Origin of the sequence: Dietzia sp. 111N12-1 (assembly GCF_001658045.1) — a bacterium.
GTDB classification, from domain to species: Bacteria; Actinomycetota; Actinomycetes; order Mycobacteriales; family Mycobacteriaceae; genus Dietzia; species Dietzia kunjamensis.
The window spans coordinates 29,400-55,550 of record NZ_LSSV01000020.1 but is presented as its reverse complement, the minus strand read 5'-3'; the positions used below and the strand labels follow the sequence as shown (position 1 = coordinate 55,550).

General features: G+C 71.5%; 25 protein-coding genes and 1 pseudogene. 9 read left to right on the top strand and 17 right to left on the bottom strand.

Going from position 1 to position 26,151, the window contains the following annotated elements:
- Positions 1-235: 235 nt before the first annotated feature.
- The 8 genes from AYO52_RS03175 to AYO52_RS03140 all read right to left on the bottom strand — a co-directional run bounded on the left by AYO52_RS03175 (position 236) and on the right by AYO52_RS03140 (position 7,397).
- Entirely contained in the window at positions 236-2,407 is a 2,172-nt protein-coding gene (locus AYO52_RS03175) for a bifunctional lysylphosphatidylglycerol flippase/synthetase MprF (RefSeq protein ID WP_067713067.1), read from the bottom strand.
- 83 nt (positions 2,408-2,490) lie between these two features.
- Complete coding sequence (locus tag AYO52_RS03170) at positions 2,491-3,396, bottom strand: dihydrodipicolinate synthase family protein (protein ID WP_253701828.1); 906 nt, start codon at positions 3,394-3,396, stop codon at positions 2,491-2,493.
- Positions 3,393-3,923, bottom strand: coding sequence for a bifunctional adenosylcobinamide kinase/adenosylcobinamide-phosphate guanylyltransferase (locus tag AYO52_RS03165; RefSeq protein ID WP_067713064.1), 531 nt, complete (start codon positions 3,921-3,923; stop codon positions 3,393-3,395). The genes AYO52_RS03170 and AYO52_RS03165 overlap by 4 nt, the downstream gene beginning before the upstream one ends.
- On the bottom strand, positions 3,920-4,216 hold the full coding sequence (locus AYO52_RS03160; protein WP_067713061.1) for a hypothetical protein: 297 nt from the start codon (positions 4,214-4,216) through the stop codon (positions 3,920-3,922). The genes AYO52_RS03165 and AYO52_RS03160 overlap by 4 nt, the downstream gene beginning before the upstream one ends.
- The gene (locus AYO52_RS03155; RefSeq protein WP_067713058.1) at positions 4,216-4,431 is read right to left on the bottom strand and encodes a hypothetical protein; all 216 of its coding nucleotides are present in this window, start codon (positions 4,429-4,431) and stop codon (positions 4,216-4,218) included. Before AYO52_RS03155 ends, AYO52_RS03160 begins: the two co-directional genes overlap by 1 nt.
- Before the next feature lie 26 nt (positions 4,432-4,457).
- Positions 4,458-5,366, bottom strand: a complete 909-nt coding sequence (locus AYO52_RS03150; RefSeq protein WP_253695492.1) for a cytochrome c oxidase assembly protein — start codon at positions 5,364-5,366, stop codon at positions 4,458-4,460.
- Positions 5,367-5,372: 6 nt separating this feature from the next.
- Positions 5,373-5,903 (bottom strand): DUF2243 domain-containing protein, encoded by a 531-nt coding sequence (locus AYO52_RS03145; RefSeq protein ID WP_067713055.1) that lies wholly within the window; start codon positions 5,901-5,903, stop codon positions 5,373-5,375.
- A 15-nt stretch (positions 5,904-5,918) separates the two neighbouring features.
- The gene (locus AYO52_RS03140) at positions 5,919-7,397 is read right to left on the bottom strand and encodes a sodium/glutamate symporter (RefSeq protein WP_067713052.1); all 1,479 of its coding nucleotides are present in this window, start codon (positions 7,395-7,397) and stop codon (positions 5,919-5,921) included.
- Between the two features lie 144 nt (positions 7,398-7,541).
- Here AYO52_RS03140 and AYO52_RS17545 point away from each other — a divergent pair.
- The 4 genes and pseudogenes from AYO52_RS17545 (at position 7,542) to AYO52_RS03120 (ending at position 11,116) form a co-directional block, all read left to right on the top strand.
- A pseudogene (locus AYO52_RS17545) lies at positions 7,542-7,999 on the top strand (SDR family oxidoreductase).
- 54 nt (positions 8,000-8,053) lie between these two features.
- On the top strand, positions 8,054-8,758 hold the full coding sequence (locus AYO52_RS03130) for a potassium channel family protein (RefSeq protein ID WP_253701826.1): 705 nt from the start codon (positions 8,054-8,056) through the stop codon (positions 8,756-8,758).
- Complete coding sequence (locus AYO52_RS03125; RefSeq protein ID WP_067713046.1) at positions 8,755-10,200, top strand: YdiU family protein; 1,446 nt, start codon at positions 8,755-8,757, stop codon at positions 10,198-10,200. Before AYO52_RS03130 ends, AYO52_RS03125 begins: the two co-directional genes overlap by 4 nt.
- A 139-nt stretch (positions 10,201-10,339) precedes the next feature.
- Positions 10,340-11,116, top strand: coding sequence for a hypothetical protein (locus AYO52_RS03120; protein WP_067713044.1), 777 nt, complete (start codon positions 10,340-10,342; stop codon positions 11,114-11,116).
- Between the two features lie 68 nt (positions 11,117-11,184).
- Here AYO52_RS03120 and AYO52_RS03115 read toward each other — a convergent pair whose 3' ends face one another.
- The 4 genes from AYO52_RS03115 to AYO52_RS03100 all read right to left on the bottom strand — a co-directional run bounded on the left by AYO52_RS03115 (position 11,185) and on the right by AYO52_RS03100 (position 15,670).
- Positions 11,185-12,744, bottom strand: coding sequence for an FAD-dependent oxidoreductase (locus tag AYO52_RS03115; RefSeq protein WP_082923730.1), 1,560 nt, complete (start codon positions 12,742-12,744; stop codon positions 11,185-11,187).
- Positions 12,745-12,753: 9 nt separating this feature from the next.
- Positions 12,754-13,743: a diiron oxygenase gene (locus AYO52_RS03110; RefSeq protein ID WP_067713041.1), complete on the bottom strand. Its 990-nt coding sequence runs from the start codon at positions 13,741-13,743 to the stop codon at positions 12,754-12,756.
- A gap of 428 nt (positions 13,744-14,171) precedes the next feature.
- Positions 14,172-14,636 carry a TetR/AcrR family transcriptional regulator gene (locus AYO52_RS03105; RefSeq protein WP_253701823.1) on the bottom strand — a complete coding sequence of 155 codons (465 nt, stop codon included), beginning with the start codon at positions 14,634-14,636 and terminating at the stop codon, positions 14,172-14,174.
- Positions 14,633-15,670 (bottom strand): AraC family transcriptional regulator, encoded by a 1,038-nt coding sequence (locus tag AYO52_RS03100; RefSeq protein ID WP_067713037.1) that lies wholly within the window; start codon positions 15,668-15,670, stop codon positions 14,633-14,635. Before AYO52_RS03100 ends, AYO52_RS03105 begins: the two co-directional genes overlap by 4 nt.
- Positions 15,671-15,760: 90 nt before the next feature.
- Here AYO52_RS03100 and AYO52_RS03095 point away from each other — a divergent pair, with 90 nt between their 5' ends.
- On the top strand, positions 15,761-17,347 hold the full coding sequence (locus tag AYO52_RS03095) for an NAD(P)/FAD-dependent oxidoreductase (RefSeq protein WP_067713035.1): 1,587 nt from the start codon (positions 15,761-15,763) through the stop codon (positions 17,345-17,347).
- Entirely contained in the window at positions 17,344-18,177 is an 834-nt protein-coding gene (locus AYO52_RS03090) for an SDR family NAD(P)-dependent oxidoreductase (RefSeq protein WP_082923729.1), read from the top strand. The genes AYO52_RS03095 and AYO52_RS03090 overlap by 4 nt, the downstream gene beginning before the upstream one ends.
- A gap of 19 nt (positions 18,178-18,196) precedes the next feature.
- Here AYO52_RS03090 and AYO52_RS03085 read toward each other — a convergent pair whose 3' ends face one another.
- Genes AYO52_RS03085 through AYO52_RS03075 form a run of 3 tightly spaced genes read right to left on the bottom strand, consistent with a single transcriptional unit; the run spans position 18,197 to position 21,995 of the window.
- Positions 18,197-19,330: an ABC transporter ATP-binding protein gene (locus AYO52_RS03085; RefSeq protein ID WP_067713032.1), complete on the bottom strand. Its 1,134-nt coding sequence runs from the start codon at positions 19,328-19,330 to the stop codon at positions 18,197-18,199.
- Positions 19,323-20,903 (bottom strand): iron ABC transporter permease, encoded by a 1,581-nt coding sequence (locus AYO52_RS03080; protein ID WP_082923737.1) that lies wholly within the window; start codon positions 20,901-20,903, stop codon positions 19,323-19,325. Before AYO52_RS03080 ends, AYO52_RS03085 begins: the two co-directional genes overlap by 8 nt.
- Positions 20,904-20,951: 48 nt before the next feature.
- Positions 20,952-21,995, bottom strand: a complete 1,044-nt coding sequence (locus AYO52_RS03075) for an ABC transporter substrate-binding protein (protein WP_067713163.1) — start codon at positions 21,993-21,995, stop codon at positions 20,952-20,954.
- Between the two features lie 151 nt (positions 21,996-22,146).
- On the opposite strand from AYO52_RS03075, the gene AYO52_RS03070 reads away from it, so the two are divergent.
- Positions 22,147-22,611, top strand: coding sequence for an SRPBCC family protein (locus AYO52_RS03070; RefSeq protein ID WP_067713027.1), 465 nt, complete (start codon positions 22,147-22,149; stop codon positions 22,609-22,611).
- Positions 22,612-22,810: 199 nt separating this feature from the next.
- On the opposite strand, the gene AYO52_RS03065 is transcribed toward AYO52_RS03070, so the two are convergent.
- Positions 22,811-23,020: a DUF2945 domain-containing protein gene (locus AYO52_RS03065; RefSeq protein ID WP_067713023.1), complete on the bottom strand. Its 210-nt coding sequence runs from the start codon at positions 23,018-23,020 to the stop codon at positions 22,811-22,813.
- A gap of 110 nt (positions 23,021-23,130) precedes the next feature.
- A complete protein-coding gene (locus tag AYO52_RS03060) occupies positions 23,131-24,009 on the bottom strand; it encodes an alpha/beta fold hydrolase (RefSeq protein ID WP_067713020.1) in 879 nt (292 codons plus the stop codon).
- Positions 24,010-24,292: 283 nt separating this feature from the next.
- On the opposite strand from AYO52_RS03060, the gene AYO52_RS03055 reads away from it, so the two are divergent.
- Together AYO52_RS03055 and AYO52_RS03050 are read left to right on the top strand one after the other, a co-directional pair.
- Complete coding sequence (locus AYO52_RS03055; protein WP_067713017.1) at positions 24,293-24,634, top strand: transglycosylase family protein; 342 nt, start codon at positions 24,293-24,295, stop codon at positions 24,632-24,634.
- A 147-nt stretch (positions 24,635-24,781) separates the two neighbouring features.
- On the top strand, positions 24,782-26,149 hold the full coding sequence (locus tag AYO52_RS03050; RefSeq protein WP_253701821.1) for an MFS transporter: 1,368 nt from the start codon (positions 24,782-24,784) through the stop codon (positions 26,147-26,149).
- Positions 26,150-26,151 lie beyond the last annotated feature (2 nt).

Sequence of the window (26,151 nt, the reverse complement as noted above, 5' to 3'; positions counted from 1 at the left end):
CCTCGGTTACTCCCGCCCGTCACGATGAACTCTCGCCTGCCCGCCGGGGCACGCGAGACGCCAGGCACGGGAGCGGCTGCGTGGTGGGCGGTCAGGCGGGGGAGCGAGACGCCAGGCACGGGAGCGGATGCAGGGCGGGCCGGTGGGCGAGGCGCCAGGCTCGGGAGCGAGACGCCAGGCGCGGGAGCGGATGCCGGGAGGTCAGGGGCGCAGTGGTGCGTCCCGCCCGGGGACGTCAGACGTCGACGGTCTCCGAGGGGCCCGAGCGGGCCAGGGCCGCGAGCTGGCGGGTCGTCGCTCCCGGCAGGTACGCCCGGCCGATCGCCACCCCGATCCGCGGCAGGTCCGCCTCGTCGCGGAAACACAGGTAGACGGGCTCGATCCTCGGATTGAACTTCGACTTGAACTGGTGGAGCGACCGGAACCCGTAGTAGGGCTCGAGTGCCTGACCCAGCAGATCGAGTCCGCGGTCGAGGACGGCCACCTCGTCGTCGTCGCCACTTCGCGCCAACGGCGCACCGGACAACGAGACGTAGTCGGCGCCCTCGTCCTTGAACTCCAGCGCGGAGCGGGCGATGAGGAACTCGACCATGTTGTTCGCGCCGGGGCCGTTGCGTTTGCGCATGAGATCCAGGGTCCAGCCGCGTACGCCACCGTCGGGCTCGCCGCGGTAGACCGGCAGCCAGGACAGCGCCGCCTGGACCACCCCGCCGGAGTCCACGGCCAGCGCGATGCGCACGTCGTCGTCGAGCGCCTCCTCGACCGTGCCGAGCGTGAAGCCCATTTCCGGCAGCTCCTTGTCGCCGACCCACTGCTCGGAGATCTCCCGCACCTGCGCCAGCACCGCGGCGGGCTGCTCGCGCAGTAGCCCGGAGACGTAGGTGGTGCCGCTCTTGTCCGCCTTGTTCATCGCGGACCGGATCTTCTGCCACTTCTTGCCCGCGAAGGCCAGGTCGGGCAAATCCATGATGGTGTCCTCGGCGATCTGCAGTGCCCGCCACCCGTGCACCCGCATCCGATCCGCCGTCTCGCCGGACACCGAGAACAGGCACGGGACGGCGGCCTGCGCCTCGGCGAAGTCGACGAACGAGCTCAGCAGCACGTCGCGGTCGGCGGGGTCGGCGACGGGGTCGGCCAGCGCGATGATGGTGCCGACGTGCACCCGGTACCCCACGACCCCCGCCGAGTCGGGGCCCGCGGTGCTGGTGCCCGCGCCGAAGAAGTAGTTCATCGGCTGCCACGTGATCATCCACGACATCGTGCTGCCGCCGTGGCGCCGGATGAGCTCACGGACGCGCTCCACGACGTCGTCGGAATGGACGCGCGACCCGGTCACCCGTCGCCGCACCCGCACGCCGAACGCGCCCCGGCCCACCACCAGCAGCACGGCCTCGCCCACCCAGAGCAGACCGGTACCGAGGGTGACGGCGCCGAGGGACTCGAAGTCCGCGGCGACGACCAAGACCGTGACGACGAGGGTGACCACCGCGGTGACCAGGGCATAGGCGAGGGCGACGCCCCACGCTGCCCGGTAGCCACGGCGCAGCAGCTCCGCCGTGGCCGCGGCGATGAGGACGGACAGGAGCATGCCGATCAGGTTCACGTCCTCGGCCTCGGTGGGCCCGAGGGGGCCGTCGGAGGGCAGGAAATACACCACCACGTGGACCGCGGCGATGAACCACATGCCCGCCGACACCACGAGCCGGGTCTCCCGTCGCGTCCGCGGCCGCAGGCCGTGTTCGGTGCCGGAGAAGAACCGCTCGCCGACGGCGAGGAACACCACGAACGCGACGAGGTGGGTGAGGTCGGCCAGGCTCCCGACGAACAGGAACGACACGATCACATAGCCGTAGAGCAGCGCCCGCGCGCGCAGTCGCCAGGGCGAGACGAGGGTGGCCGTGGCGGCGGCGAGCACGGCGATCACCGCGGTCGAGCAGCCGACATCCAGCACCACCGACAGCTCCGTGGCCCACTCCCAGCCGACCGCGTCGCCGGGGACGATCACGGCGACCGCCCCGAGCACGCCGATGAGCTGCCCGACGGCCGCGGTCAGCGCAGTCCGCACCGGGCCCAGGCGCCACTCGCCCATCCCGATGCCCGCCGCCACCAGCACCAGCAGGGACACGTGCTGCAGCGGGGTGAGCCCGAGCCAGGGCCCGGTCACGAGTGTCCACCAGCGGCCGCCCTCCAGCGCGGGCACACCGTAGGCGACGTCGGGGAACCAGGTGGCGTCGCGGGCGCTGCGCCACAGGGCCTCGAACACCACCCCGGTGACGAGCAGCGCGGCGACGATCACCGCCGTGACGGGGAGCCGTCGCGCCGCCGTGGCGACCGCGCGGGCGACGGCGGCCACGGGCGAGGGTGCGGCGGGCTCGTCGGACTTCTCGGTCAACTGGTCGGTGCTCACGGGGTCCTCCGGGGGCGGCGCACGGCGAGGGGCGGGGTGGGGGCGGGTGCTCCAAGTATGGAGCCGCCGGCATGAGTGTGCGGTTATTTCCCCAGCGAAAGGGCTGTGACCACCGTCTCTACGACCGTCCGGTCGGCACCGGTGAGGCCGAGCACGGGCCGGGGCAGACAGTTCTCCGCGGCCAGCCCGAGGATCTCGGCGACGGCCGCGACCACCCGCAGGCTGCCGTGCGCGGAGAAGAGTTCCCACAGCGGCGTCAGCCCGGCGGACTCGGCCAACGCCTCCTCGGCCCGACCGGACAGCGCCGCCCGCGCGATCGCCAGGGCGGGGCCCGGGACGGTGCCGGCCAGCACCGAGTACCAGCTGTCGCAGCCCGCGAGCAGTGCCGCCGCGGCCGAGGGGTCGCCGGAGACCCCCAGGCCCACACGCTCGGGCACCGCGGAGCGCAGTCGGGCGAGGTGCTCACGCGCCGCTGTGGGCTCCGCCGGCGGCGGCGGGATCTTGATCGAGGCCACCTGCGGGAGTTCGGCCAGTCGCAGGTAGAGCTCGGGCGTGAATCCGAAACGGGTGGTGCCGGGGTTGTCGTAGACCACCAGTGGCACGGAGAGTTCACCGGCGACGTCCGTGTACAGGCCCATCACGTCGTCGTCGGTGAGCGGCTGGTAGCTCATGGGCGCGAGCATCACCGCCGAGGCGCCGGCCGCCTGCGCGTCGTGGGCGAGGGCCTGCGCGTGGAAGGTCCGCAGGGCACTGATCCCGACGATCACCGGAACCCCCGCCGCGTGTCGGACGGTCGCCTCGGCGACCCGGCGCCGCTCCTCGCGGTCGAAGTAGGCATACGAACCGGTGGAACCGAGCGCACCGATCGAGTCGACGCCCGCGCGTACCAGTCGCTCGATGATCGCCGCATAGGCGCTCTCGTCGACCCGGTCGTCGCTCAGAGGTGTGAGCGGGAAGGCGCTCAGGCCGGTCGCCACATGCCCGGTCACAGCGTGAGGACCCGCCCGCACACGACCAGGTGCACCTCGTCGCAGCATTCGGCGACGGACTGGTTGAGCGCGCCCAGCAGGTCCCGGAACACGCCGCCCGAGCGGTACGGGGGCACGACCCCGGATCCGACCTCGTTGGTCACCAGCACCACGTCGTCGCGGGCGGTGAGGGCGGCGCAGAGGGCGTCGGTCCGTTCGTCGACGGCGGCGCGCGCCTCGTCGGCGGGGGCGTCCCACAGGCCCAGGTCGTCGACGGTGGCGGTGAGCCAGGTGCCCAGGCAGTCGATGAGGACCGGGCCGGGGGCGTGGCGCAGCGCGGAGGCCACATCGGGGGATTCCAGGGTGCGCCACCCCGCGGGCCGGTGTGCCCGGTGGTGGTCGACGCGCGCGGCCCAGTCGGGGTCGTCGAGCTCGTCGGCGGGGCGGCCCGGCGCGACGAACGTCACCGTGTCGGTGTCGCCGAGCAGTCGCACCGCGTGCCGGGACTTGCCGGATCGGACTCCGCCGGTCACCAGGACGCGCGTCATCCCCGCCGCCCCCGGCCGCCGGCGAGGGCCGGGCCAGAGAACAGGGCCAGTCCCACGACGAAGCCGAAGTCGTACCAGTTGCCGTTGTTGTTCACCTCGTAGATCGTCACGGTGTCGGTGAAGAGGGAGATGACGAAGGTGACGGGGAGGATGATCCCGTGCCACAGGCCGAGGAGGAACCCGGCGCCGGTGGGGGCGACGTCGACGTTGGGTCCGGCCGCGCACGCGCCCAGGGCGAGGACGACGACGAGGAGGACACCGGTGGCCAGGCCGGCCCGTGACCGGGTGGTCACTACCGCCGCCCGCGGGTGAAGTAGAGGATCGGCCCGATGAAGTTGATCGCGATGATCGCGGCCCATTTGCCCTTGGAGCCCTGCACCTTCGCCGCGGGACGGGAGGCGAGGTCCGCCCACGCGGTCGCGGCGAGTGACACCTGCACCGAGATGAGCGTGAGCAGGACCGTCTTCTGCGTGTCGGTCAGGTCGTTCCAGCGCTTCTTCGTGGCCACGGCGTACCTCCCGGATCGGATTTTTCTTATCCTAGGCGCTGCCCGGCGCGAGGGATACGCCGTTCGCGGCGTTCGCGCGGGTGACCGGGCAGCAGCCGGGGTCGGAGGCGCGAGCCGGGGTACCACCCGGCGAACAACAGGATGAGGATCGCCAGGTCCACGACGTCGCCCCCGTAGTACATGAGCTGCGCGCCGGCGCGGGCGTCGACCGGGTCCACGCCGGCGGGCGGGTGCGCGTAGAGCCACTTGGCGAGGATCGAGTGGGCGGCGATGAACACCACCAGCACGGTCGCGCGGACGCGCAGGGAGGCGCGGTGCGGGTTGGGGTCCGGGCCGATCATCGCCACGGTGAACGCGATCCCGGCGAGCAGGACGTGGACGTGGACCAGCAGGTGCAGGGCCATCGACCGGTGCATGAGCTCGAAGAGTTCGGTCGCGTAGAGGAGCCACACCCCGCCGCCGTTGAGGACGGCGGCGACGACCGGGTGGGTGACCACCCGTGCGGGCCGAGAGCGCAGGACGGCGGACACGGTGCGTGCGCCCGACGTCGGAAGCGTCCGCAGGGCCAGGGTGACCGGGGCCGCCAGCACGAGGAGCAGCGGCCCGATCATGCCCACGAGCAGGTGGGTGGCCATGTGGGCCGTGAAGTCGTGGCGGGCCGCCTCCGCGAGCGGACCGGCCCAGCCGACGCCCACACTGGTCAGCCCGGCGATCCAGACGGTGGTGCGCCACCAGGCCCACGGTCCGCGGCCACGGTGCCGGTACACACCGAGGAGGTACGCGGTCAGGGCCAGGACGAGGACGGCCGGTCCGACGGACTCGAGGATCCACCACTCGGCGGCGACGGAGGTCGCGTGGTCTCCCGGCGTGGTGCCGACCGCGCCGGCGCCCCCCGGCGTGGCGTCGCGACCGTCGTGCGCGTGTCCGTTGCCCACCGTCGATCAGCTCCGGGGCCGCCGAACCACGGGGGATGTGAGCGGCGCGTTCCTGGTCCGGCGCAACATGACCAGGCCGATCGTCAGCAGGATGATCGCGGAGAGGATCCACACCAGGTCGTAGACGAGCAGGTCCACGCCGTAGCGGATCTGGTGGATGCCGAGGAGCTTGTGGAACACGATCCCGTCGACCAGTTGGAAGAACCCGATGCCGGTGAGGACCGCCCCGGCCCAGCGCGTCCACGGGACGACGATCTGCTGGCGGACGTCCGCGAACATGAACAGCCCCCACACGGTGATCAGCCAGGTCGCCCCGTGGAACAGGCCGTCGGCGACCAGCGCCGTCGTCGTGGTGGACAGGTCGTAGAAGTGATGCCACTGCAGGAGCAGGTGGAAGACGAACAGGTCGATGACCGAGCCGGCGATCCCGCACCCGAAGAGGAATCCCGAGAGCACCAGGCGTCGCCCGGCGGTCGGATCGGGTGCGGGGTCCGGTCTGGGCCCGGCGGCGGGTGCGGGCGTCGACGGCGTGGGCATGGGCGGTCGCCGTGGTCAGCTCGCGGTGGCGGTGTCGGATTCGTCCTCCGGTTTCCAGGCCTTCTTCCACTCGGCCCGCTCCTTCATCTCCCTGGGTCGGAAGTAGAGCAGTCCGGACAGGACGGCGACCAGGAAGACGACCAGCATGGTGATGAACAGCGGCCAGACGCCGGTGAGGAAGATGATCGGTACGGCCATCGCGGTGACGAGTCCGCCGCCGAAGAACGGTTCGAAGACGAGCTGCTTGTAGCCGAACGCCTCGAACGCGGGGCTCTGGGCATCGGGGTCGACGATGCGCATGAGGATGAGGCCGGTGGCGGTGACGCCCATCGACTGGCCGAAGTCTCCGATGCCGCGCTCGAACCAGTAGCGGCCGATGATCCGCGGTGCCAGCCAGAGGAAGATGCCGACGTTGACCAGGATGCCGGCCACGGCGAGGATCGTGAAGGCGCCGATGTTCTCGCCGATCGCCTGCAGGGACAGGGTGCCGATCGCCGCGACGATGAGGAAGTCGAGCGCCCAGCCCTGGATCCGCAGCATGATCTGCGGGTCGATGACGTGTGCCACGCCCAGCTTGGTCGCGACCACCTGGACGATGACGCCGCCGAGCAGGGCGATGGGGAACAGCGGTACGTAGGCGAAGATCTCCAGCGGGGTGTTCTCGTCGAGCATGACCGACGCGTAGGTGGCCTGCTCGATCCATCGCAGCCCCTCGAGGATCCCCAGACCGATGAGGATCGCCAGGGTCACCAGCGCGACGTGGAGGGACAGCGGCTCCACCGACGACGGGCGGGAGGTCATCTTGCCCGCCGAGTAGTACTCGTCCTCGCGGAACAGGCCCTTCTGCTCGCTGATGGACATCTTGGCGCTGCCGCTGATGAGCTCGGTCCTTCCGGTGCGGGCGCCCCAGTTGATCAGGGCGATGCCGAGCACGATGCCACCGACGATGCCCACCGTGGCCATGCCGACGGCGAGGTCGGCCCCCACCGTGAAACCGAGTTCCTCGAACACACCCCGCATGCCGGCCGCGGTTCCGTGACCGCCCTCGAAGCCGATCTCGATGAGGGCGCCCGTCATGGGTGAGGCGCCGAGCAGGGGCACGAGGATCAGGGCGGCCAGCAACAGTCCGACGACGTACTGCCCGGAGCCCAGGGCCACGCCGAGGGAGAGCTGCGGACCGACGAGCTTGACGGCCCGAGAGGGGCGCGGCAGGTCCTGGCCGAGGAACATCGTGGCGAAGATGACGCTGATGAGCAGGCCCGGGAGGGAGGACCACACCTCCACCATCGGTTCGGTGAAGAGCCCGTTCTCGCCCCACGGTCCGGTGAACCTGCCCAGGACCTCCGGCCCGAGCAGGAGGAGCAGTGCACCGCCGACGATGGAGCTGGGGAGGAACAAGGACTGCACGATCCCGACCTTGACGCGGATGATCTTCCCGATCAACAACGCCAGTCCGAGGATGAGAAGGGCGAATCCCACAGCATTTGCGGACATTGGACGACCTCGGTTCCGGAAGTGCGGCTTACGGTGTCCTCCCGAACCTATCCGGCGGGCGCGCGAATAGTCCCCGATCCGCCCACTTCTCGGGACAGTCGACCCTATGGTGAGCCGCAGACTGCAGCGAGGACGGAGTTCGTGATGGCGGGACGAGACACGGCGGGACGACTCGAGGGCAAGGTCGCGTTCATCACGGGGGTCGCGCGCGGGCAGGGCAGGACGCACGCCGTCCGCCTGGCCGCCGAGGGCGCCGACATCATCGGACTCGACCTCGCGGGACCACTGCCGGGGCCGGTCCCCTACGACCCGGCGGGATGACCCGGGCGTTCGCGGCGGAGCTCGGCCCGAAGAATGTCCGGGTCAACAGCATCCACCCCGGCGGCGTGGCCACCCCGATGGGCGGTGGAGACATGGTGAGCACGTTGGAGGCGGTCGGCGAGTCGAACCCCCCGCTCAACCTCATGGGCACGACGTTCCTCGAGCAGACGTGGGCGGAGCCGGAGGAGATCTCGAACGTCGTCGCGTTCCTGGCCTCCGACGAGTCGACGTTCATCACCGCCGAGCACATCAGCATCGACGGCGGGTCGCAGTACTTCTGAGGCCATCACGCGTGTCCGAGGCCACCCCGCCGCGCCCGGGGGGATCATCGACGGGTGACGGAGACGCGGTGGAAGGAGCTGGCGGAGTGGCCCCTGATCGGTGCGGCTCTGGCGTTCCTGGTCGCCTACGCGGTGATGGTGGTCGGACAACCCGTGGGTCCGGTGGGAGTGGTCACCCGGATCGTGATGGCGGGGACCTGGGTTCAGTTCGCCGTGGACTTCGTGGTCAGGTTGGCGTTGGCGGAGCGTCGCGGACCGTGGTTGCTCAGGCACTGGTACGACCTCGCGGTCATCGCTCTGCCGGTCCTGCGACCGCTGCGACTGCTCCGGCTGGTGACCCTGCTCGGGGGGATGAGGCGGTCGGCGGGCACAGTGGTGCGCGGTCAGGCGATCACCTACGCCGCGGGGTGGACGGTGGTCCTGCTCGTGGTGTCCTCGCTCGCGGTGTTGAACGCGGAACGTGGGGCACCGGGGGCGTCGATCCAGACATGGGGTGAGTCCCTGTGGTGGGCGACCGTGACGGTGACGTCCGTGGGGTACGGCGACTACTCGCCGGTGACCCCGGTGGGACGCACGATCGCGGTGGGGCTCATGTTCGGCGGGATCGCCCTGCTGGGCGTGGTCACGGCGACGCTCGCCTCGTGGCTCCTGGAGAGGATCGCCGAACGCGATGGTGCGGGAGTGGACCGGGCCGGACCCGGTGAGCCCGGTCCACGCGCCGACCCGCCCGGCGGCTCGTCCGTATCGTCGGGGCCATGACCACGGACACCGCACGTCCCCTCACTCTCGGAACCCGGTACGCGAGCGAGTTCCCGGAACTGGGTGTGCCGTGGAAGGCCGCGGAGGCGTCCGGGCCGCGGCTGCTCGTGCTCAACGACGCGCTGGTCGACGAGCTCGGCCTGGACGCCGACTACCTGCGTGGCGAGGAGGGCGTGCGGGTGCTGACGGGCACTCACGTGCCGGACGGGGCCACGCCGGTCGCCCAGGCCTATGCCGGACACCAGTTCGGCGGGTACTCGCCCCGGCTCGGCGACGGGCGGGCCCTGCTGATGGGGGAGCTGCCCGATGGCCGTGACCTGCACCTCAAGGGTTCGGGGCGCACCCCGTTCGCCCGCGGTGGCGACGGACTGGCCGCGGTCGGCCCCATGCTCCGCGAGTACGTCATCAGCGAGGCGATGCACGCGCTCGGCGTCCCCACCACCCGCTCGCTCGCCGTGGTGGCCACCGGGAACACCGTGTACCGCGAGTCGCCGCTGCCGGGCGCGGTGCTGGCCCGCGTCGCCGCGAGCCACCTGAGGGTGGGGACGTTCCAGTTCGCGCGATCGGTCGACGACGACGAGCTGCTGCGTCGGCTGGCCGACCACGCCATCGCCCGGCATCACCCGCACGCCGCCGACGCGGAGAACCCGTACCTGGAGCTGTTCGCGTCCGTGCTCCGCGGCCAGGCGGAGCTCGTGGCCCGCTGGATGCTCCTCGGGTTCATCCACGGCGTCATGAACACGGACAACACCACCATCTCGGGCGAGACCATCGACTACGGGCCGTGCGCCTTCATGGATGAGTTCGACCCGGCCACGGTCTTCAGCTCCATCGACACCGGTGGCCGCTACGCCTACGCCAACCAGCCGCCGGTTCTGCAGTGGAACCTCGCCCGGTTCGCCGAGACCCTCGTCCCGCTGGTCGACCCGGACCAGGACGAGGCGGTCCGGCTCCTCACCGAGATGCTGGGTACGTTCCCGGAGCACTACCAGCGGGCGTGGACGGCCGGGATGCGCGCCAAGATCGGCCTGTCGGACGAGGTCGGGGACACCGAGGCGATCGACCTCATCGACGAGCTGTCCCGGTTGCTCAGTGCGACGCGGGCCGACTACACCGGTTTCTTCCGCGCGCTCGGGGCGGCCGCGGACGGGGATGATCAGCCGGTGCGCGAGCTGGTCGGAGCGCTCGCGGAGGGCTGGTTGACGACATGGCGGGCCCGTCGACCCGACCGGGGATCGATGGACCGGGTCAACCCGATCTACATCCCGCGCAATCATCTCGTCGAGGAGGCCCTCGACGCGGCCACGGCAGGGGACATGGGGCCGCTGTCCGAACTCCTCGTCGTCGTCACCGACCCCTACACCCGGCGCGCCGGTCACGAGCGCTATGAACGTCCCGCCCCTCCCGAGGCCGCGCCACACGTCACCTACTGCGGCACCTGACGCGCCGCCCCCAGCAGTACGCGCGTATTGATACGAAACATTTATCTTCCGTGGGTGCTGTTTGTCAGCCGTTCGTACGACAATGAGGTTGTCACATCAATCTTACGGCCGGGCCGTGAGACGGGCGGGAGGCCACCACATGCGACTACTCATCGCGGACAGCGACGGCGGGTACCGCCAGCCCTCGGCCATTCTCGGACGGTTCGTCGACGACCTCGTTGAATGGACAGGCGCCCGGGAGGCCGTTCGGGTGCAGTGGCCGGCGCCCGGGTCGGGTCGGCTCCGGCGGTCGCACACCTGGGAATCGGCGTCCGCGGCCGGGGTGGCCGACCTCAACCGCCTCGTCCATCTCCACCCGTCCGACGACCTCGTGCTCATCGGGGCGTGCTGCGGCACCCGGGTGATCCACGACTGGATGGACGCCCACCCGGAGGATCTCGACCGGGTCGCCGCCGTGGGGTTGATCGCCGACCCGTTCCGGCCGCGCGACCGCTGGCTCGTCGGCACGTCCGATCCGGGCGGGCAGGGCGTGGCGGGACCGCGCCGCGGACCGATCCCCGAGCGCACCCACTGGGTGTCGGTGCCGGGCGATCCGCTGAGCGGCGTGCAGCCGTCGAACCTTCTCCGCGGCGCCGTGAGGGACTCGGACCTGACGCCCGTCCAGGTCTACGACGAGCTGATCGAGAACCTCCCCGACTCCCGCACCCGGGTCGCCCTGCGTCTGCACGTCGTGGAGCATCCCGGACGGTGGTCGCCCCATCTGCTCCGTCAGCTCGACGACGTCACCGACACCCTGCTGACCTATCGCGACGCGGGGTACGCCGCTCTGTACGAAGCCGACGTCGACGGTGCCTCCCCGCTGGCGCGGCTCGCGAGGGACATCGCGGATCAGGTCGCGGCCGACCAGGCCGCCTGAGCGGGTCGGTACACCCAGACGGTGCGGTACAGCTGGACGGTTCGGTACAGCCAGACGGTTCGGTACGGCTAGACGGTCGCCGGGACCGGACGGCGGCTCCGGAGCAACTCCTCGAACCGCGCGGCCGGGCCCGGAGTGGGCAGGCGACCCTCGTTCGCGTCGGCGAGCAGGGAGTTGACCGTCTCGCGCGCACACGTCTTGTTGGAGCCGATGAACCCGCGCGGACCCCGCTTGATCCACCCGACCACGTAGAGCCCGGGCACCTCGCGGCCGTCGGCGGCGTCGAGGACGCGGCCCTCGCGGCTGGGGATGGTCGCGGACGCGGGGTCGAACGGCACCCCGGGCACCGCCACGCCGCGGTAGCCCACCGAGCCCAGGACCAGGCCCGCCGCGAGGGCCTCCTCGGAGCCCGGGCGGGGCACGGCGCGCACCCGGCCGTCGGGGTCGGTGACCGGTTCCGTGCGCACGACCCGCAGGCCCTCGGTCCGCGCGGTGCCCACGACCTCCACGGGCGCGGTCGCGAAACGCAGGATGATCCGGCGACGAGGGGTCGTCTCCGCGGTCCCGCGGCTCGGCCGGTCGGCGATCCGGGCAAGGAGTTCCAGCTTCAGGCGGCCCTGTCTGGTGGTCGCGGCGTCCGGGTCGATGCCGTCGGGGGCGTCGACGCGCAGGTCGATGTCCTCACGTGCGTCGAGACCGACCAGCTCGGGCAGGGTGAACGCCGCGTGCTCGGGGCCGCGACGGCCGAGAACCACGACCTCGCGGACCCGGCTTCCCCGCAGCGCCTCGAGGGAATGGCGGGCGATGGAGGTGCCCGCGAGCCGCTCCGGGTCGGTGGCCAGGATCCGGGCGACGTCCAGTGCCACGTTGCCGTTGCCGACGATCACCGCCCGCTCGTGATCCAGCGGGACGTCGGCGTCGGCGTGGTCGGGATGGTCGTTGTACCACCCGACGACCCGCGTGGCCGACGTGCTCCCCGGCAGGTCGACCCCCGGGATGTCCAGGGGGCGGTCCGTGCCGGCCCCGGTCGCGTACACCACCGCATGGTGGTGGGCCGCCAACTCCTCGGCGGTGATGTCCTCGCCGACGTGCACGCCGAGCCGGTAGCCGAACCCGGGCTGCTCCTCGATCGCGGTGAACAGGTCCGCGACCGCGCGGGTGCTGGTGTGGTCGGGCGCCACCCCGTGCCGGGCGAGCCCGTGGGGGACGGGGAGCCGATCGAACACCGTCACCTCCACGCCGGGCTGGCGGAGGAGGTCGTCGGCCGCGTACAGCGCGGCGGGGCCGGCTCCCACGACCGCGACCCGCAGGGTTGTCCGGGTGGGGCCGAGGCGGACGATCGTGGGGACGCGGGCCTGGGGCCTTCTCGGCCGGTCGTCCCCGGTCAGTGCCTCGTTGATCCCGAGGAAGTCCTGCTGCTCGGGGGCCAGCGCGGTGTGCGGGACGATCGCCCCGACCGGGCACGCCCCCACGCACGCCCCGCAGTCCACGCAGGACACCGGGTCGATGTAGAGCATCTCGGCGGTGGCGAAGTCCGGCTCGTCGGGGGTCGGGTGGATGCAGTTGACCGGGCAGGCGTGGACGCATGAGGCGTCCGCGCAGCAGGCCTGTGTGACGACGTGGGGCATGTCGGCGGCCTAGTCGCGGAACGCCACGGGCGGCTCGCCGCGGTACCGGGAGGGGCGCCCGTCGATCTTCAGGGCCTTCCACACCCGCCGCGCGGCCGGGTTCATCAGGCCCGAGTCCTCGGCGAGCCTGCGGACGTCGCCGAAGAGGTCCGACAGGAACCGCTGCGACTCGGGGCTGTCCCAGTACAGCTCGCGGACGACCTCGTCCGGGATGTCGAACGTCTCGCGGAACTCCTTGGTGGGCTTGAGGATCGCGTCGCACAGCACCCGCATGATCACGGGGAAGGCCAGCGACACGAGGAACGACTCGTTGCGCGACATCCGCGGGGCGTTGCGGGCCACGTAGGTGTGCGCGAACGAGATGTGCCGGGCCTCCTCGGCCACGTGGATCTCCATGATCCGGGACAGGACCGGCGGCAGGGTGTCCGAGTTGCGCAGGACCTGCTTCTGGGTGTGGTCGATGGGTTCCTCACCGGCCAGGACGCCGATGAAGAACGCCACCGGGAACGGGCCCGCGGCGAGCGGGATGATCGGGGACAGCCGCCGGATCCACCGCGCCATGCCGGGCACGTCGGCGCCGATGCGGTTCACGCCCTGCTGGAACATCTGGGTGTGGTGGCATTCCTCGGTGGCCTCGTGGGTGAGGTACCGGAACTCCGCGGCGCCGTTCTGGCTCTTGAAGACGTACTGCATGATCCCGCGGATGAGGATGTTCTCGAACTGCAGGCCGACCTTCATGATGTTGGCCTGACGCCACAGGCCGATCGCGATCTGCTTCTCCCGGGGCAGCCCCAGGTACCACGGGTGGCCGCCGAGCGGGTCGATCCCGGCGGGCAGGATCCAGCGCTCGTCGGTGGGGTCCACCGCGAAGTCCGGGTCGTCCCACGGGATGTCCTTGAAGGCGTCGAAGCTGCGGTGGACCGAGGCGTGCGACAGGCGCCGGAGCGTGTCCTCGTACTCCTCGGTGGTGGCCGACGGGGAGGGGGCGACAGCGGTCATGGCTCATCCTTCCGGTTCCCGACTCGTGGATCGGGAGCGTGGACTGCAGATCGACGGTGACAGAGTGACATCCGCGATCTATTTGTATCTGACGCTAGACACGCAGAGGCGATTCGTCAACCATTCATGAGGTTCGGTTCAGATCTGCGCGGCGGGGATCCTCGCGGCGAGACTCCGCGCGGCGAGACTCTGCGCGGCGGGGCTCTGCGCGGCGGGGCTCTGCACGGCGGTGCGGGTCAGCCCTCGGCGAGTCCACCGCCGAGCAGCGGGCCCAGGTGGGTGCGTGCGAACGCCCGGGAGACCTCGGGGTCGTCCAGATCGATGGCGGTCGACGGCGTGAGGACGAACGAGATGACGAGGCGAACCGTGAGCTCGGCCCCGACGAGCAGTTCCTCGTAGGGGCGGGAGTCGGGGACGGTCCGCGAGATCTAGGCGGCCAGGAAGTGTGCGGCGGCGGTGATGAGCGGCGCCCCCTGCACCGTGAAGTGCGGGACGGTCGCCTCCGGCTCGGTCTCCAGCAGGCGGTTGAGCAGGTCGTGGTCGCGGAGCGTCTCGACGGTGAACGCGAAGCCCTCGGTGAGCTTGTCCTCCACCGTGGCGTGGGCGTCGATCTCCCGCTGCAGGTCGGCGAGGAACCAGGCGGCTTCGCGCAGCAGCGTCGCCTCGACCAGTTCCTGCTTGTTGGCGAAGCGCCGGTACAGCGTCATCCGCGCCAGCCCGGCCCGCCGGGTGATGTCGTTCATCGTGCACCGGGCGATCCCCACGCTCTCGAACTGTGCGGACGCCGCGTCGAGGATCTGCTCCCGGATGGGGTCGTCCATCGAGGTGCCGTCCGGGAGGCTTCGCCCGGAACGCAACATCGCCAACGGGTCGGACGCGGGGGTGTCGCTCATGTGCGCGATTGTCCCACTCCGGGCGGGGTCGTGTGCCCGTGCCTGAACTCGCGTGCGGTCATCCCCCACCAGCGCCTCGCGTACTGGCTGAACGTCGTGGCGTCGCCGAGGGCCAGCGCCGAGGCGATCTGGGCCAGCGGGATCTCCGTCGTGGTGAGCAGGCGCACTGCGATGTCGCGGCGGACCTCGTCCCGCAGGGTCGCGAAACTCGTGCCCTCCCCGGCCAGCCCGCGTTGCAGCGTGCGTGGGGAGACCGAGAGCAATCTTGCGACCCGGGGCAGCGACGAGGTGCCGGTGTCGAGGGACTGGTGCAGGACCGCGCGCGTCCGTTCGGTCATGCTCCGCCGGTCCTCGGGGATGTGCTGATCCAGGTACCGCAGGGCGAGCTGCTGGACCGCCTCGTCGCCGCCGGAGATGGTGCGGCCCAAGAGGGCGGACGGTACGCGCAGTACCGCGGCCGGGGAGGACGGCGTGACCGGCGCGCCGAAGAGCGATTCGTACCGCGCGGCGTCGGTGTTGAGCGGGTTGGGCAGGTCGACGGACACCAGGCCGTAGTCCCCGCCGAGCACACTGCGCATGGCGCGGTGAAGGAAGAGCAGGACGAGATCCACCGTCTGCGGCGGGATGAGCTGCCCGGGGTCCCGGTAGCCGAACCGCACCCCCAGGATGTCGGCCTCGTCGCGCGGATCGGGCACCACGGTGATCTCGATCGAGCGGGAGTGGAAGAACAGGTACTTGGAGGTCACCTCGAGCGCCTGCGTGGTGGTCCGGGCGTTCTTCACGGCCACGGCGACCGGGCCGAGCATGTCGAGATCCTGGTGCCCGGCGACGCGCAGTCCCAGGTCGGGGCACCGGAGCTCCGCGGCAGCGGTCTCCAGCAGGAGGGCGATCGACAGGTCCTCCACCAGGATCTCGTCACTGTCGAGCGCGCCGGCGGGGAGCCCGGACCGGCGGGCCAGGTCGTCGGGGTCGCCGCCGAGTTCGGTGACCACCTGCCGGACCCCGCGCAGGCCGGCCGATCGGATGAACGCCATGGGACCACCCTGCGGCACTTGGCGCGATCGAGCAACTTATTGGCGCATTCCGGCAAGCCTGCGGTGCCGTCAGCGGATACCGTACCGGTCATGATCAATTCCACCGAGCGTCCGGACGGCCCGGGCGCAGCGCCCGGAGACCCGCTGGACCTGCTGATCGTCGGGGCGGGCCTGTCCGGCATCGACCTGGCCCACCACGTGCACGAGGCGTTCCCCGACTGGCGATGGGAGATGCACGACGCCCATGACGACCTGGGGGGCACGTGGCACACGTTCCGCTACCCCGGCATCCGCTCGGACTCGGACATGGCGACCTTCGGGTTCCCGTTCCGGCCCTGGCCACACGCCTCGACCCTCGGCAGCGGCGCGGAGATCAAGGAGTACCTCCGCGACACGGCCCGCGAGGCCGGCGCGCTGGACCGCCTGCACCTGCGCTCGTGGGTCGCCGACGCGGACTGGCGCAGTGATCACCAGCTCTACCGGATCACCTGCGTCACCGATGACGGCGAACGCATCGTGTGGGCGCGGCGCGTGCACTTCGGCTCCGGCTACTACTCGCACGCCGAGGGGTTCCGCCCCGAGTTCCCCGGCGAGGCGGATTTCCGCGGCGAGATCATCCACCCCCAGCAGTGGCCCGCTGACCTCGACTACACCGGCCGGAAGTTCGTGGTGATCGGGTCGGGCGCGACGGCCGTGACGCTGGTGCCGGCGCTCGCCGAGCTGGGCGCGGACGTGACCATGCTCCAGCGCACCCCCAGCTATGTCGGCCCGCTGCCGGAGAAGGACCTCATCAGCGCGGTGTGGCGCCGACTGCTGCCCGCTCCGTGGAGCTACCGGGCGGCGCGCCTCAACCACGGTGCGCGGGACACGGCCCAGTTCGTCATCGCACAGCGGCTGCCCTGGCTGTTCAAGGCGGGGCTGCGGCTCATGCAGAGGCGCTACATCTCGACCGAGCAGATCGACGAGCACTTCACCCCGCCGTACCGGCCGTGGGACCAGCGCGTATGCAAGGCTCCCGACGGCGACATCTTCCGTGCGATCCGGCGTGGTGGCGCACGGGTGGTGACCGGGCACATCGACCGGTTCACGCCCGCCGGGATCCGCCTGCGGTCGGGCGAGGAGATCGAGGCCGACGTCATCATCTCCGCGACCGGCCTGCGGCTCGAGGCGTTCGGCGGCGGCACGCTGAGTATCGACGGCGAGGCGCTGGACGTCCCGAGGTTGGCGACCTACCGCGGCATGATGCTGGCGGGCGTGCCCAACTTCAGCTTCACGGTCGGCTACATCAACTCGTCCTGGACACTGCGCGCGGACCTGGTCTCCCGGTACATGGTCAAGCTGTGGAAGGCGGGCGAGTCGGTGTACGCGCCGCGCCTTCCTGCCGGGCCGGCCGACCAGCTCCTGCTGGACTTCGACGCCGGGTACATCCAGCGCGACGGCCACAAGTTCCCCAAGCAGGGCACGACCCGGCCGTGGCGTTACGTCCAGAACTTCCTGGTGGAGATCCCCGAGCTGGCCTTCGGCGACCAGCGCCGCGAGATGGCGTTCGGGGACCGCGTGGAGCTCACCGGCGCCCGCCGTGGACCCGGGGCCGCCGGCGTCGGCCCCGACGGTGGGCAGGTCGAGGACGCACGGGATCACGAAGACGACTACGACGACGAGGTGGCCACCGCATGAGCCGATTGCTCCCACGGAAGAGTGCCGAACGGTCCGGGCGGACGGTCGCCGACGGTGGTGGCAGGCGGGTGTTCATCACCGGTGCCGCGTCGGGGTTGGGGTTGGCGCTGGCCAGGGAGTACCTGGCACTCGGGGACGAGGTGATCCTCACGGACGTCCACGCCCAGCCCCCGCCCGCCGTGCAGGAACTGGTGGGGCGGTGGACGTACCGCCGGGTCGACGTCACCTCGGATGACGACTGGCGGGCCGCCGCGGAGGAGATCGAGTCGCTGGACATCCTCGTCAACAACGCGGGGATCGCGATCGGCGGTGCGCTCGGCTCCACCTCGATGGAGGCGTGGCAGCGGATCGTGGACATCAACCTGCTCGGGGTGGTGCGCGGCTGCCGGGCGCTCGCCCCCAAGCTGGGTCGGGGTGGCTGCCTGGTCATCACCGCCTCCGCCGCCGGGCTCGTGCATGCACCCCAGATGGGCGCCTACAACGCGACCAAGGCCGCGGCGGTGGCGTTGGGGGAGACCCTGGACGCCGAGCTGCGGCCCCGCGGGGTGTCGACGTCGGTGATCTGCCCGCAGTTCTTCCGGTCCGGGTTGGCGGACTCCCTGTCCGGTGAGGACGCGCGGGCGGACGAGATGGCACGCAAGCTGCTGTCGCGGACGCGGTTGACGTCGGAGATCATCGCGCGGCGATCGGTGCGTGGCATCGAGGCCCGGCGAGTGGTGATCACGCCCGACGCCCTGGCGACGTTCTTCTGGTACTCCAAGCGCTTCACCCGCGTGCCCTTCCTGGGCTCGACGCGCCTCATCGGCAGAGTCGTGGCGCGCGGCCGCTGACCTGGCCCGGGTCCGCGTGTCAGTCGCGGGGGTAGACGAACCCGCGACGTACGTCGATCCCCACGGCCTCGCCCACCCGCGTCGGCACGGCGGTGCCCGTCGGCACGAGGACCCGCAGCTCGATGTCCCCGTGCCGACAGATGACGGTCCGACCGCTACGGCCGTACAGCGAGGTGACGAACTCCGCGCCGATCCGGTCGGGCCCGGCCCCGACCCCCGGCCCGGCCCCGACCCCCGGCCCGAATTCTGATCCGGCCGCGGTCTCGACCCCGGCGCCGGGAGTGCTCAGGGCGAGCCCTGCCGGCAGGAGGGCGAGCGTCGCCGGGCCCGTCACGGACCCGGCCGGGCCGGTCAGCGCCTCGGGGCGGAGGGTCATCCCGCCGGAGTCGGACCGGAACCCGTCACCGGAGACGGTCCCGTCGACGAGCGTGGCGTCGTGCAGGAAGCCCGCGACGAACGCACTGTTCGGCGCGGCGTCGAGCTGGTCGGGCACGTCGCACTGCACCAGCCGGCCCCGGTGGAGAACGGCCACCTCGTCCCCGATCGCCAGTGCCTCACCGCGATCGTGGGTGACGTGGACCATCGTGAGGTCGTGCTCGGCGGCCAGCCGGCGGAGCATGAGTCGGAGGGACGCGCGGAGGGGTTCGTCGAGTGCGGACAGGGCCTCGTCGAGGAGCAGCACCCCCGGCCGCGCGACGATCGCCCGGGCGAGCGAGACCCGCTGCCGCTGGCCGCCGGACAGGGTGTCGGGGCGACGACGGGCGAAGTCGCCCAGTTCGACGGTCTCGAGTGCCTCCGCGACGAGTCGACGCCGCCGGGCGGCCGGGACCTTCGCACGCCGCAGGGGGTAGGCGACGTTGTCCTCCACGCTGAGGTGCGGCCACACGGCGTGGTGCTGGAAGACCATACCGAGACCCCGTTCCTCGGGCGGGAGGTGGATGCCGTCACCGACCAGGGTCCTGTCGCCGACCCGGATCGTTCCCGCGGAGGGGCGTTCGAATCCGGCGATGGCGCGCAGGAAGGTGGACTTGCCGGACCCGGACGGCCCCACGAGCGCGAGGATCCGGCCGGAGTCCACCCGCACGTCGAGGTTGTCGAGGGCGACGGTCTCGCCGAAGCGGACGCCGACGCCGTGGGCGACGAGTTCAGGCACGGATACTCCTGGGTGCGGATTCGGACCCGGTGGCGGGTCGGCTGTAGCGGGCGCCGAAGGCGGCCAGGACCAGCAGGCCCACCACCATGAGGACCACGGACAGGGCGGAGGAGGCGTTGTAGTCCCCCGCCCGCTGGTACTGGAAGATCACCACGCCGAGGGTCTGGGTGCCGGGCGCGACGAGCAGGACCGAGAGCGTGAGTTCGCGGACCGCCGTCACCGCGACCATGATCATGCCGATCCCGACCGACGGCAACGCCAGGCGCACGCTGGTGTCGAGGCGGGAGCGCAGCGCCTTCGCCCCGCCGATCCGCGCGGCCTCCTCCATCGACGAGTGGATCCCCGCGAGCGGTCCGCGGACGGTCTGGACGACGATCGCCGTGAACGCCGTGACGTACGCGCCGAGGATGACCCAGCGGGTGTTGAACAGCCCGGTGTAGCGGCCGAGGATGAGCCACCCGGTGGCGATCACGAGGCCCGGCACGGCCTGCGGGAGCAGCACCGACAGGAGCATCGGCTCCCGGTCACGACCGGCCAACCGCGTGGTGAACAGCGCGACGAGCAGGCCGAGGACGCCACAGACCACGGCGGCGCCGAGGGCGAGCACCACGGAGTTGGTCACGCCGTCGATGGTGGTCGAGGCGGTGAGCGCGCGGCGGAAGTTGTCCAGGGTCGCGGTCTCGAGGGTGAGCGGGACCCCCGGGGCGGGCAGGAGCGCCCGGACGGCCAGCCCGACGAGCGGGGCGAGGGTCACCACGACGCTAACGACCCACGCGATCACCCCGAGCGGGACGCGCGCACGGCCGGGGGCCTGGGGGTCGGCGGGACGTCCGGTGCCGCCGAACTCCACGGACCCCTTGGTGACCTGCCGGTCCAGCAGCGTGCCCAGGACGCCGAGCAGGAGCAGCACCACCCCGATCTGGGAGACGGTCTGCAGCGGTGAGGCCACGGAACCCGACTCGAGGAACCGGTAGACCATGGTGGAGAGCGTCTCGTACCCAGCCGGGAGGCCGACGATGACGGGGATGCCGAAGTCGCCGATCCCGCTGACGAAGGTCAGGGTGAACGCCGCTGCCATGGCCGGGCGGATCAGCGGCAGCGTGATGTCGACCTGCGTCCGCGACGGCCGGGCACCGGAGAGGCGGCTCGCCTCCTCCAGTTCGGCGGGGATCCTGCGCAGCGCCGCGGCCACCACGAAGTAGGCCATCGGGTAGGCGTGCAGGGTGAGGAGGAAGACCACCCCGGGCCCGCCGTAGAAGTTCCACGGGGAGAATCCCAGCACCCGGTCCACCAGGCCGCCGTCGGTGAGCAGGCCGCTCCACGCGATGGCGCCGATGAACGGCGGGATGAACAGCGGGGTGAGCAGCAACAGTCGGAGCGCGCCGCGACCGGGCAGGTCGGTGCGGTCGAGCAGGAACGCCATCAGCGTGCCGATGATGACCGCCCCGATCGCCGAGAGCAGTGAGCTGACGAGACTGTTGGCGGTGGCGCGGAGCAGGCCCTGGTCGATGAGTTCAGGGAGGTGGTTCGCCCCCAGCCCCAGGGAGATGACCAGGGCCAGGGGCAGCACCATGACGCCCGCGAGGGACGCCCACAGTGCCAGCCGGAGGGGGAGCGTCACCTACCGGACGGCGGCGTTGAAGGCGGCCACGGCCTCGTCCTGGGAGGCGGCGATCACCTCGAGGTCCTGGTCGAACAGCGTGATGTCGGTGAGCGCCGGGGCGCCCTCGGGGGTTCCGGCGTCGTCGCGGACGGGCAGGTAGTTCTGCTCGACCGCGATCTGCTGGCCCTTCTGGGACACGATGAAGTCGAGGAAGAGCTTGGCGGCCTCGGGGTTCGGGGCGTCGGCGAAGACCGCGCCGGGCTGGGTGATGTAGGGGACGCCCTCGCTCGGGTAGCTCACGGCGATGGGCGAGCCCTGCGCGGCGAGATCGCGGACCAGGTAGTCCACCACGATGCCGACGGGCTTGGATCCCTCGGCGACGGCCTGGGAGACGGGGCCGTTCGACTCGGCGACCTGCGGGTTGTTGGCGCCGAGCCGGTTGATCCACTCCTCGCCGAGGTCGGGCTGCAGGCTCCACGCCGCTGCGTTGAAGGCGGCCGCACCGGAGACGTCCGGGTTGGGCAGGATGATCCGGTCGAGGTACTCCGGTTCGGCCAGCTCGGCCCAGGACGTGGGCGGGTCCGTGACGTCGCCTGTGTTGTAGGCGATCACGGTGGGGATGATGCGGGTGCCGACGTAGAACCCGTCCGGGTCGACGGCGACATCCTCGATGGCGTCGGCCTCGCTCGGCTCGAACTCCTGGAAGAGGTCCTGGTCCTTGTACTGCTCGAACGTCGGGACGTCGGCCGCGAGCAGGATGTCGGCGGCCACCGCGCCGGTGCTCCGCTCCGCCTCGATGCGGGCCTTGAGGTCGCCGGTGCCCGCACGGAAGACCTTCACCTCGATGTCCGGCTGCTCCTCGTTGAACGCGGAGATGATCTCGTCGATCTTGGCCTGGGGTTCCGAGGTGTACAGGGTGACCTCCCCGGACGCGGCCGCGGAGTCGGACGTCGCGCCGGAGCCCGTGGTGGCGGGCTCGGAACAGCCCGCCAATCCGAGGGCGCCGGCCGCGAACACCGCGACCGACGCCAGAACCGCCCGGCGACCAACAGACCTCGACACAGCGACCACTCCCAATCTAGGACCTTCGAATCGATATCCCATCCTGGCACCCGCATCGGTCGGGCTAGGGCTATCGGGGTGAATCCACGGTGAATTGGGAGCGGACGACCGACCGGATGCGTTCCGCTGCCCCGGGGTGCACGGTGGGGTCATGAGTAATTCCACTGCCATCACCGTCGAGCGCGTGATCGACCACTCGGCGGCCGAGATTTTCGAGTTCCTCTCCAACCCGGAGAACCACGCCCGTCTCGACGGGTCGGGCTTCGTCCGGGGCGACTACAAGTCCGACCGCATCCAGCAGGTCGGCGACGTCTTCTCCATGGACATGGAGGGCGAGCACATGGGCGGTGAGTACCGCATGGACAACCACGTGACCGGATTCGGCAAGGACAAGATCCTGGCGTGGCAGCCCGCGCCCGCCGGTACCGACCCCAAGGGCTGGGAGTGGGTCTGGGAGCTCGAGGCGCAGGGCCCGGACTCCACGCTGGTGCGTCACACCTACGACTGGTCCAAGGTCACGGACAAGGACGTGCTCAAGAAGGTGTCGTTCCCACTGGTGTCGGAGCAGCAGATGGGGGATTCGCTGTCCAACCTCGCCTCCGCCGTCTCCGGCTGAGCTCGGGCGTGACCGCCGGCCCGCGTCCGTAACAGCCGAAATCCACCTATCCGAGTGCGATCCACCGATGGGCCTCCGTCGGTGGATCGCACGTGGATGTGCCAATCGTGGCGGGTTGCTCCCGCCGCAGCCCCCGCCGCAGCGCGGGCTGCTCCTGCCTGTGCGCGAGGCCGGCCCCCCGCGCGCGCGCCGGCCCCGGCTAGTCGATCTTCCGTAGCGCCGAGCCCTTGTGCATGGCCAGGTGGCCGGTCTTGTCGCTCTCGATCTCGTACTGCGGTTCGTCCGTGCTGCAGCGCCGCATGCGCCCCTTGAACTCGACGTCCTCGGTGTGGATCTCGCGGATCACGCCGCGCACCATCCCGGCCTCGGAGTTCCACTCGACGTGGTCGCCCTTCGTGTAGTCACTCATGCGGCCAGTATGTGCGCCGGGCGGCGGGAGTGCACGGCCATCTCTCCCGCCAGCTCGAGCGGGCGAGCTCACACGGGCGAACTCGAGCGGGCGAACTCACGCGGGCGAGCTCACGCCGGCGCGGTCAGCGCGCGCAGCATCTCGTCCCAGTGGGCCAGCGGCAGCAGATGCCCCTCGCCCTCGTAGACCGTCAGGTGGGCCGAGCCCAGATGCGCGGCGAGCCATCGCCCGTGGTCGGGTGGGGCGATCTCGTCGTCGTCGCCGTACCAGAGCAGCACCGGCGCGGCGATGTCCTCGATCCGGAAACCCCAGGGCCCCACGAACGCCACGTTGTCCCACGCGATCGCGTCGGCGCCCCGGCGCAGCGCCTCGCGGAAGTTGACGAACAGGGCGTGTCGGGCGTCGGGGTCCGCGACCACGGCCGGGTCGCTGGCCGCGAACATCCAGTCGACCCAGGGCGCCGCCTCGTCGTCGCGGACCGAGAGCATCGCGTCGAGGAAATCGGAGTTGCCGGTGCGGAACACCTCCGCCGCCCGGTCCGGGTCGTCGGGCAGGTGGGACAGCGCGTCGAGGTCGTTCGGCGTAAGTGACTCCCGCGCGCCCGGCCTGCGCTCGTACGGCGCGAGCCCACCGGAGACCCCGACCCGCAGCACCCGCCCGGGCAACGCGGCGGCGGTGGCCAGCGCGAACGCCCCGCCCCCAGACCACGCCGACACCGCGAACCTCCCGAGGCCCAGGGTGTCGGCGATCGCCTCTACATCCCGTGTGACGCCGGCCAGGCTGATCGGCCCCGCGTCCGACCGGCCGTACCCGGGTCGGTCGAATCCGATCACGCGGACGCCGGCCCGTTCGGCGAGCCCGGCCCCGAAGTCCGCCTCGAGCCGCGATCCTGGCGTGCCGTGGAAGTGGATGAGCGGCGCGCCCGCGGGATCTCCGCACTCGTGCACGGCCACCGTGCGGCCGTCGATGTCCACCCGGTGTTCGGTCATGTCGACGAGCCTAGGGGGGCCTGGACATCCGGCGGGTCGACGACGACGAGGTGAGCCTTCTCACGCGACCGGTCCGCCTGGCGTCGATTCCGCCGAACCGGTGCGGTGACCAGCAATGATCCGTCCCCGCCGTGCCCCCGTGTGCTGCTCGGCCCCGCCCCCGGACCCGCGGAGGGGGTTGCGGGGACCCGCCGGTCGGTTCGTAGGGTCGGCCGCCACGACAGGAGATCGACGCACGACAAGAGGTCGACGCACGACACGAGACCCACAGGAGGTCACGGAGATGCAGAAGAAGCTCGTACGAACCCTGACCGGCGCGATCATGGCCGGCGGTATCGCCGCCGGGGGCGCGTCACTGGCCGCTCCGGCGGCGAACGCGGCCCCGCCGAGCGCGTGGGACCAGGTCGCGCAGTGTGAGTCCGGTGGCGACTGGCACATCAACACCGGCAACGGCTACTACGGCGGCCTGCAGTTCGCGGCCCAGACGTGGAGCGGGTACGGCGGCGGCGAGTTCGCAGCTACGGCAGATCAGGCCACGCGCGAGCAGCAGATCCAGATCGGTGAGCGCGTGCTCGCGGGCCAGGGCCCGGGCGCGTGGCCGAACTGCGGCGGCCCGCTCGCCTGATCCGGGCGCGTCCGCTTGCCTGATCCGGGCGGACGCGCGCAGAGAGCACACGACCGGCGCCGGGGTGATCCCCCGGCGCCGGTCGTCGTCTGTCCGAGGCCGCGAAGGGGCCCGGATGCCCCGGCCGGCGGGCCGCTACCCTCTTGAATGGTGACCACCGCCGACCGCTTCTATTCTCGCCTCGTCACCCGCGATGCCGACTCCGAGGGCGACCTCCCCGACGTCGTCCGCCGTGAGCTTCCGCGCAACGGGCTGCGGCTCGTGGCCGCCAACACGCTGCAGTCCTCGGGAGACCAGACGGTCAACGCGTCGACCGTGCTGCCGTGGCTGTTCCACGTGCTCGGGGTGCCGGCGGCACTGGTCGGTCTGCTGGTGCCGATCCGGGAGTCCGGGTCGATGCTGCCGCAGGCGTTCCTCACCCCGCTGGTGGTGCGGGTGCGCCGCCGCAAGTGGGTGTTCGTCACGGGCGCGCTGGTGCAGGCGGCATCGGTGGCGGTGATGGCCGCGATCGCCGCCCTCGGGCACGGGACGGCGGCGGGCGTCGGCGTCCTGGCCGCGCTCGTGGTGTTCTCGCTGGGCCGCTGCCTGTGTTCGATCGCGTCGAAGGACGTGCAGGGCCGCACCATCCCGTCGGGGGAGCGCGGCCAGATCATCGGGTTGGCCACGTCGGCGGCGGGGTTGGTCGCGATCACGCTCGGCCTGGCCATCCGGATCCTAGGCGGCGGCGACCTCGGCAGCACCGAACTGGCGTTCCTGCTGGTGGCGGGCGCGGTGCTGTGGTTGCTCTCGGCGTCGACGTACTCCCGCGTGGTCGAGCCGGCCGGGGAGGGGCGCTCCCGCCGGGGAGCGAAGGACCACGGCGCGGCCGCCGGCGGCGCGTCGGAGGAGTCGACGTCGTGGTTCGCGGACGCGGCCCGCCTGTTCCGCGACGACGCCACGTTCCGCAAGTTCGTGACCGTTCGTGGCCTGCTGCTGGTGTCGTCCCTGAGCCCGCCGTTCATCGTGTCGATGTCGGTCGCCTCGGGCACCGGGGCCCTGGCCGGGTTGGGCGGGTTCATCCTCGCCTCGGGAGTGGCGTCACTGATCGGGGGACGCGTCTTCGGGCGGCTGGCCGACCGGTCGAGCCGACTGCTCATGGCGGGTGCGGCCACGGCCGCGTCGGCGGTGGCGGTCGCGTTGGTGCTCGCGGTCTCGGTCCCGGGCTTCGACGGTGGGTCCGCCCTCGGGGTCACGGTCTTCGTCGGCGCCTACTTCTTGCTCACGCTGCTGCACTCCGGTGTCCGCGTCGGCCGCAAGACCTACGTGGTGGACGTGGCCGAGGGTAACCTCCGGACGACCTACGTGGCAGTGGGCAACACGGCCATGGGGATCATCCTGCTGGTGGTGGGCGGGATCAGCTCGGCACTCGCGGTGCTGGGCGTGCAGTGGGCGCTGGTCTTCCTCGCCGTGCTCGGGGTGGTCGGCGCGGTGTCGGCGGTGACGATGCCCGAGGTCTCCCGCGGTGCGGCCCGCTAGAT

Bases quoted from the DNA above. Each gene is read 5' to 3' on its own strand.
- AYO52_RS03165 (WP_067713064.1), bottom strand. From the start codon at position 3,923: ATGACGCGCGTCCTGGTGACCGGCGGAGTCCGATCCGGCAAGTCCCGG.
- AYO52_RS03145 (WP_067713055.1), bottom strand. From the start codon at position 5,903: ATGCCCACGCCGTCGACGCCCGCACCCGCCGCCGGGCCCAGACCGGAC.
- AYO52_RS03140 (WP_067713052.1), bottom strand. From the start codon at position 7,397: ATGTCCGCAAATGCTGTGGGATTCGCCCTTCTCATCCTCGGACTGGCG.
- AYO52_RS03125 (WP_067713046.1), top strand. From the start codon at position 8,755: ATGACCACGGACACCGCACGTCCCCTCACTCTCGGAACCCGGTACGCG.
- AYO52_RS03120 (WP_067713044.1), top strand. From the start codon at position 10,340: ATGCGACTACTCATCGCGGACAGCGACGGCGGGTACCGCCAGCCCTCG.
- AYO52_RS03115 (WP_082923730.1), bottom strand. From the start codon at position 12,744: ATGCCCCACGTCGTCACACAGGCCTGCTGCGCGGACGCCTCATGCGTC.
- AYO52_RS03110 (WP_067713041.1), bottom strand. From the start codon at position 13,743: ATGACCGCTGTCGCCCCCTCCCCGTCGGCCACCACCGAGGAGTACGAG.
- AYO52_RS03105 (WP_253701823.1), bottom strand. From the start codon at position 14,636: ATGAGCGACACCCCCGCGTCCGACCCGTTGGCGATGTTGCGTTCCGGG.
- AYO52_RS03100 (WP_067713037.1), bottom strand. From the start codon at position 15,670: ATGGCGTTCATCCGATCGGCCGGCCTGCGCGGGGTCCGGCAGGTGGTC.
- AYO52_RS03095 (WP_067713035.1), top strand. From the start codon at position 15,761: ATGATCAATTCCACCGAGCGTCCGGACGGCCCGGGCGCAGCGCCCGGA.
- AYO52_RS03090 (WP_082923729.1), top strand. From the start codon at position 17,344: ATGAGCCGATTGCTCCCACGGAAGAGTGCCGAACGGTCCGGGCGGACG.
- AYO52_RS03080 (WP_082923737.1), bottom strand. From the start codon at position 20,903: ATGGTGCTGCCCCTGGCCCTGGTCATCTCCCTGGGGCTGGGGGCGAAC.
- AYO52_RS03070 (WP_067713027.1), top strand. From the start codon at position 22,147: ATGAGTAATTCCACTGCCATCACCGTCGAGCGCGTGATCGACCACTCG.
- AYO52_RS03065 (WP_067713023.1), bottom strand. From the start codon at position 23,020: ATGAGTGACTACACGAAGGGCGACCACGTCGAGTGGAACTCCGAGGCC.
- AYO52_RS03060 (WP_067713020.1), bottom strand. From the start codon at position 24,009: ATGACCGAACACCGGGTGGACATCGACGGCCGCACGGTGGCCGTGCAC.
- AYO52_RS03055 (WP_067713017.1), top strand. From the start codon at position 24,293: ATGCAGAAGAAGCTCGTACGAACCCTGACCGGCGCGATCATGGCCGGC.
- AYO52_RS03050 (WP_253701821.1), top strand. From the start codon at position 24,782: ATGGTGACCACCGCCGACCGCTTCTATTCTCGCCTCGTCACCCGCGAT.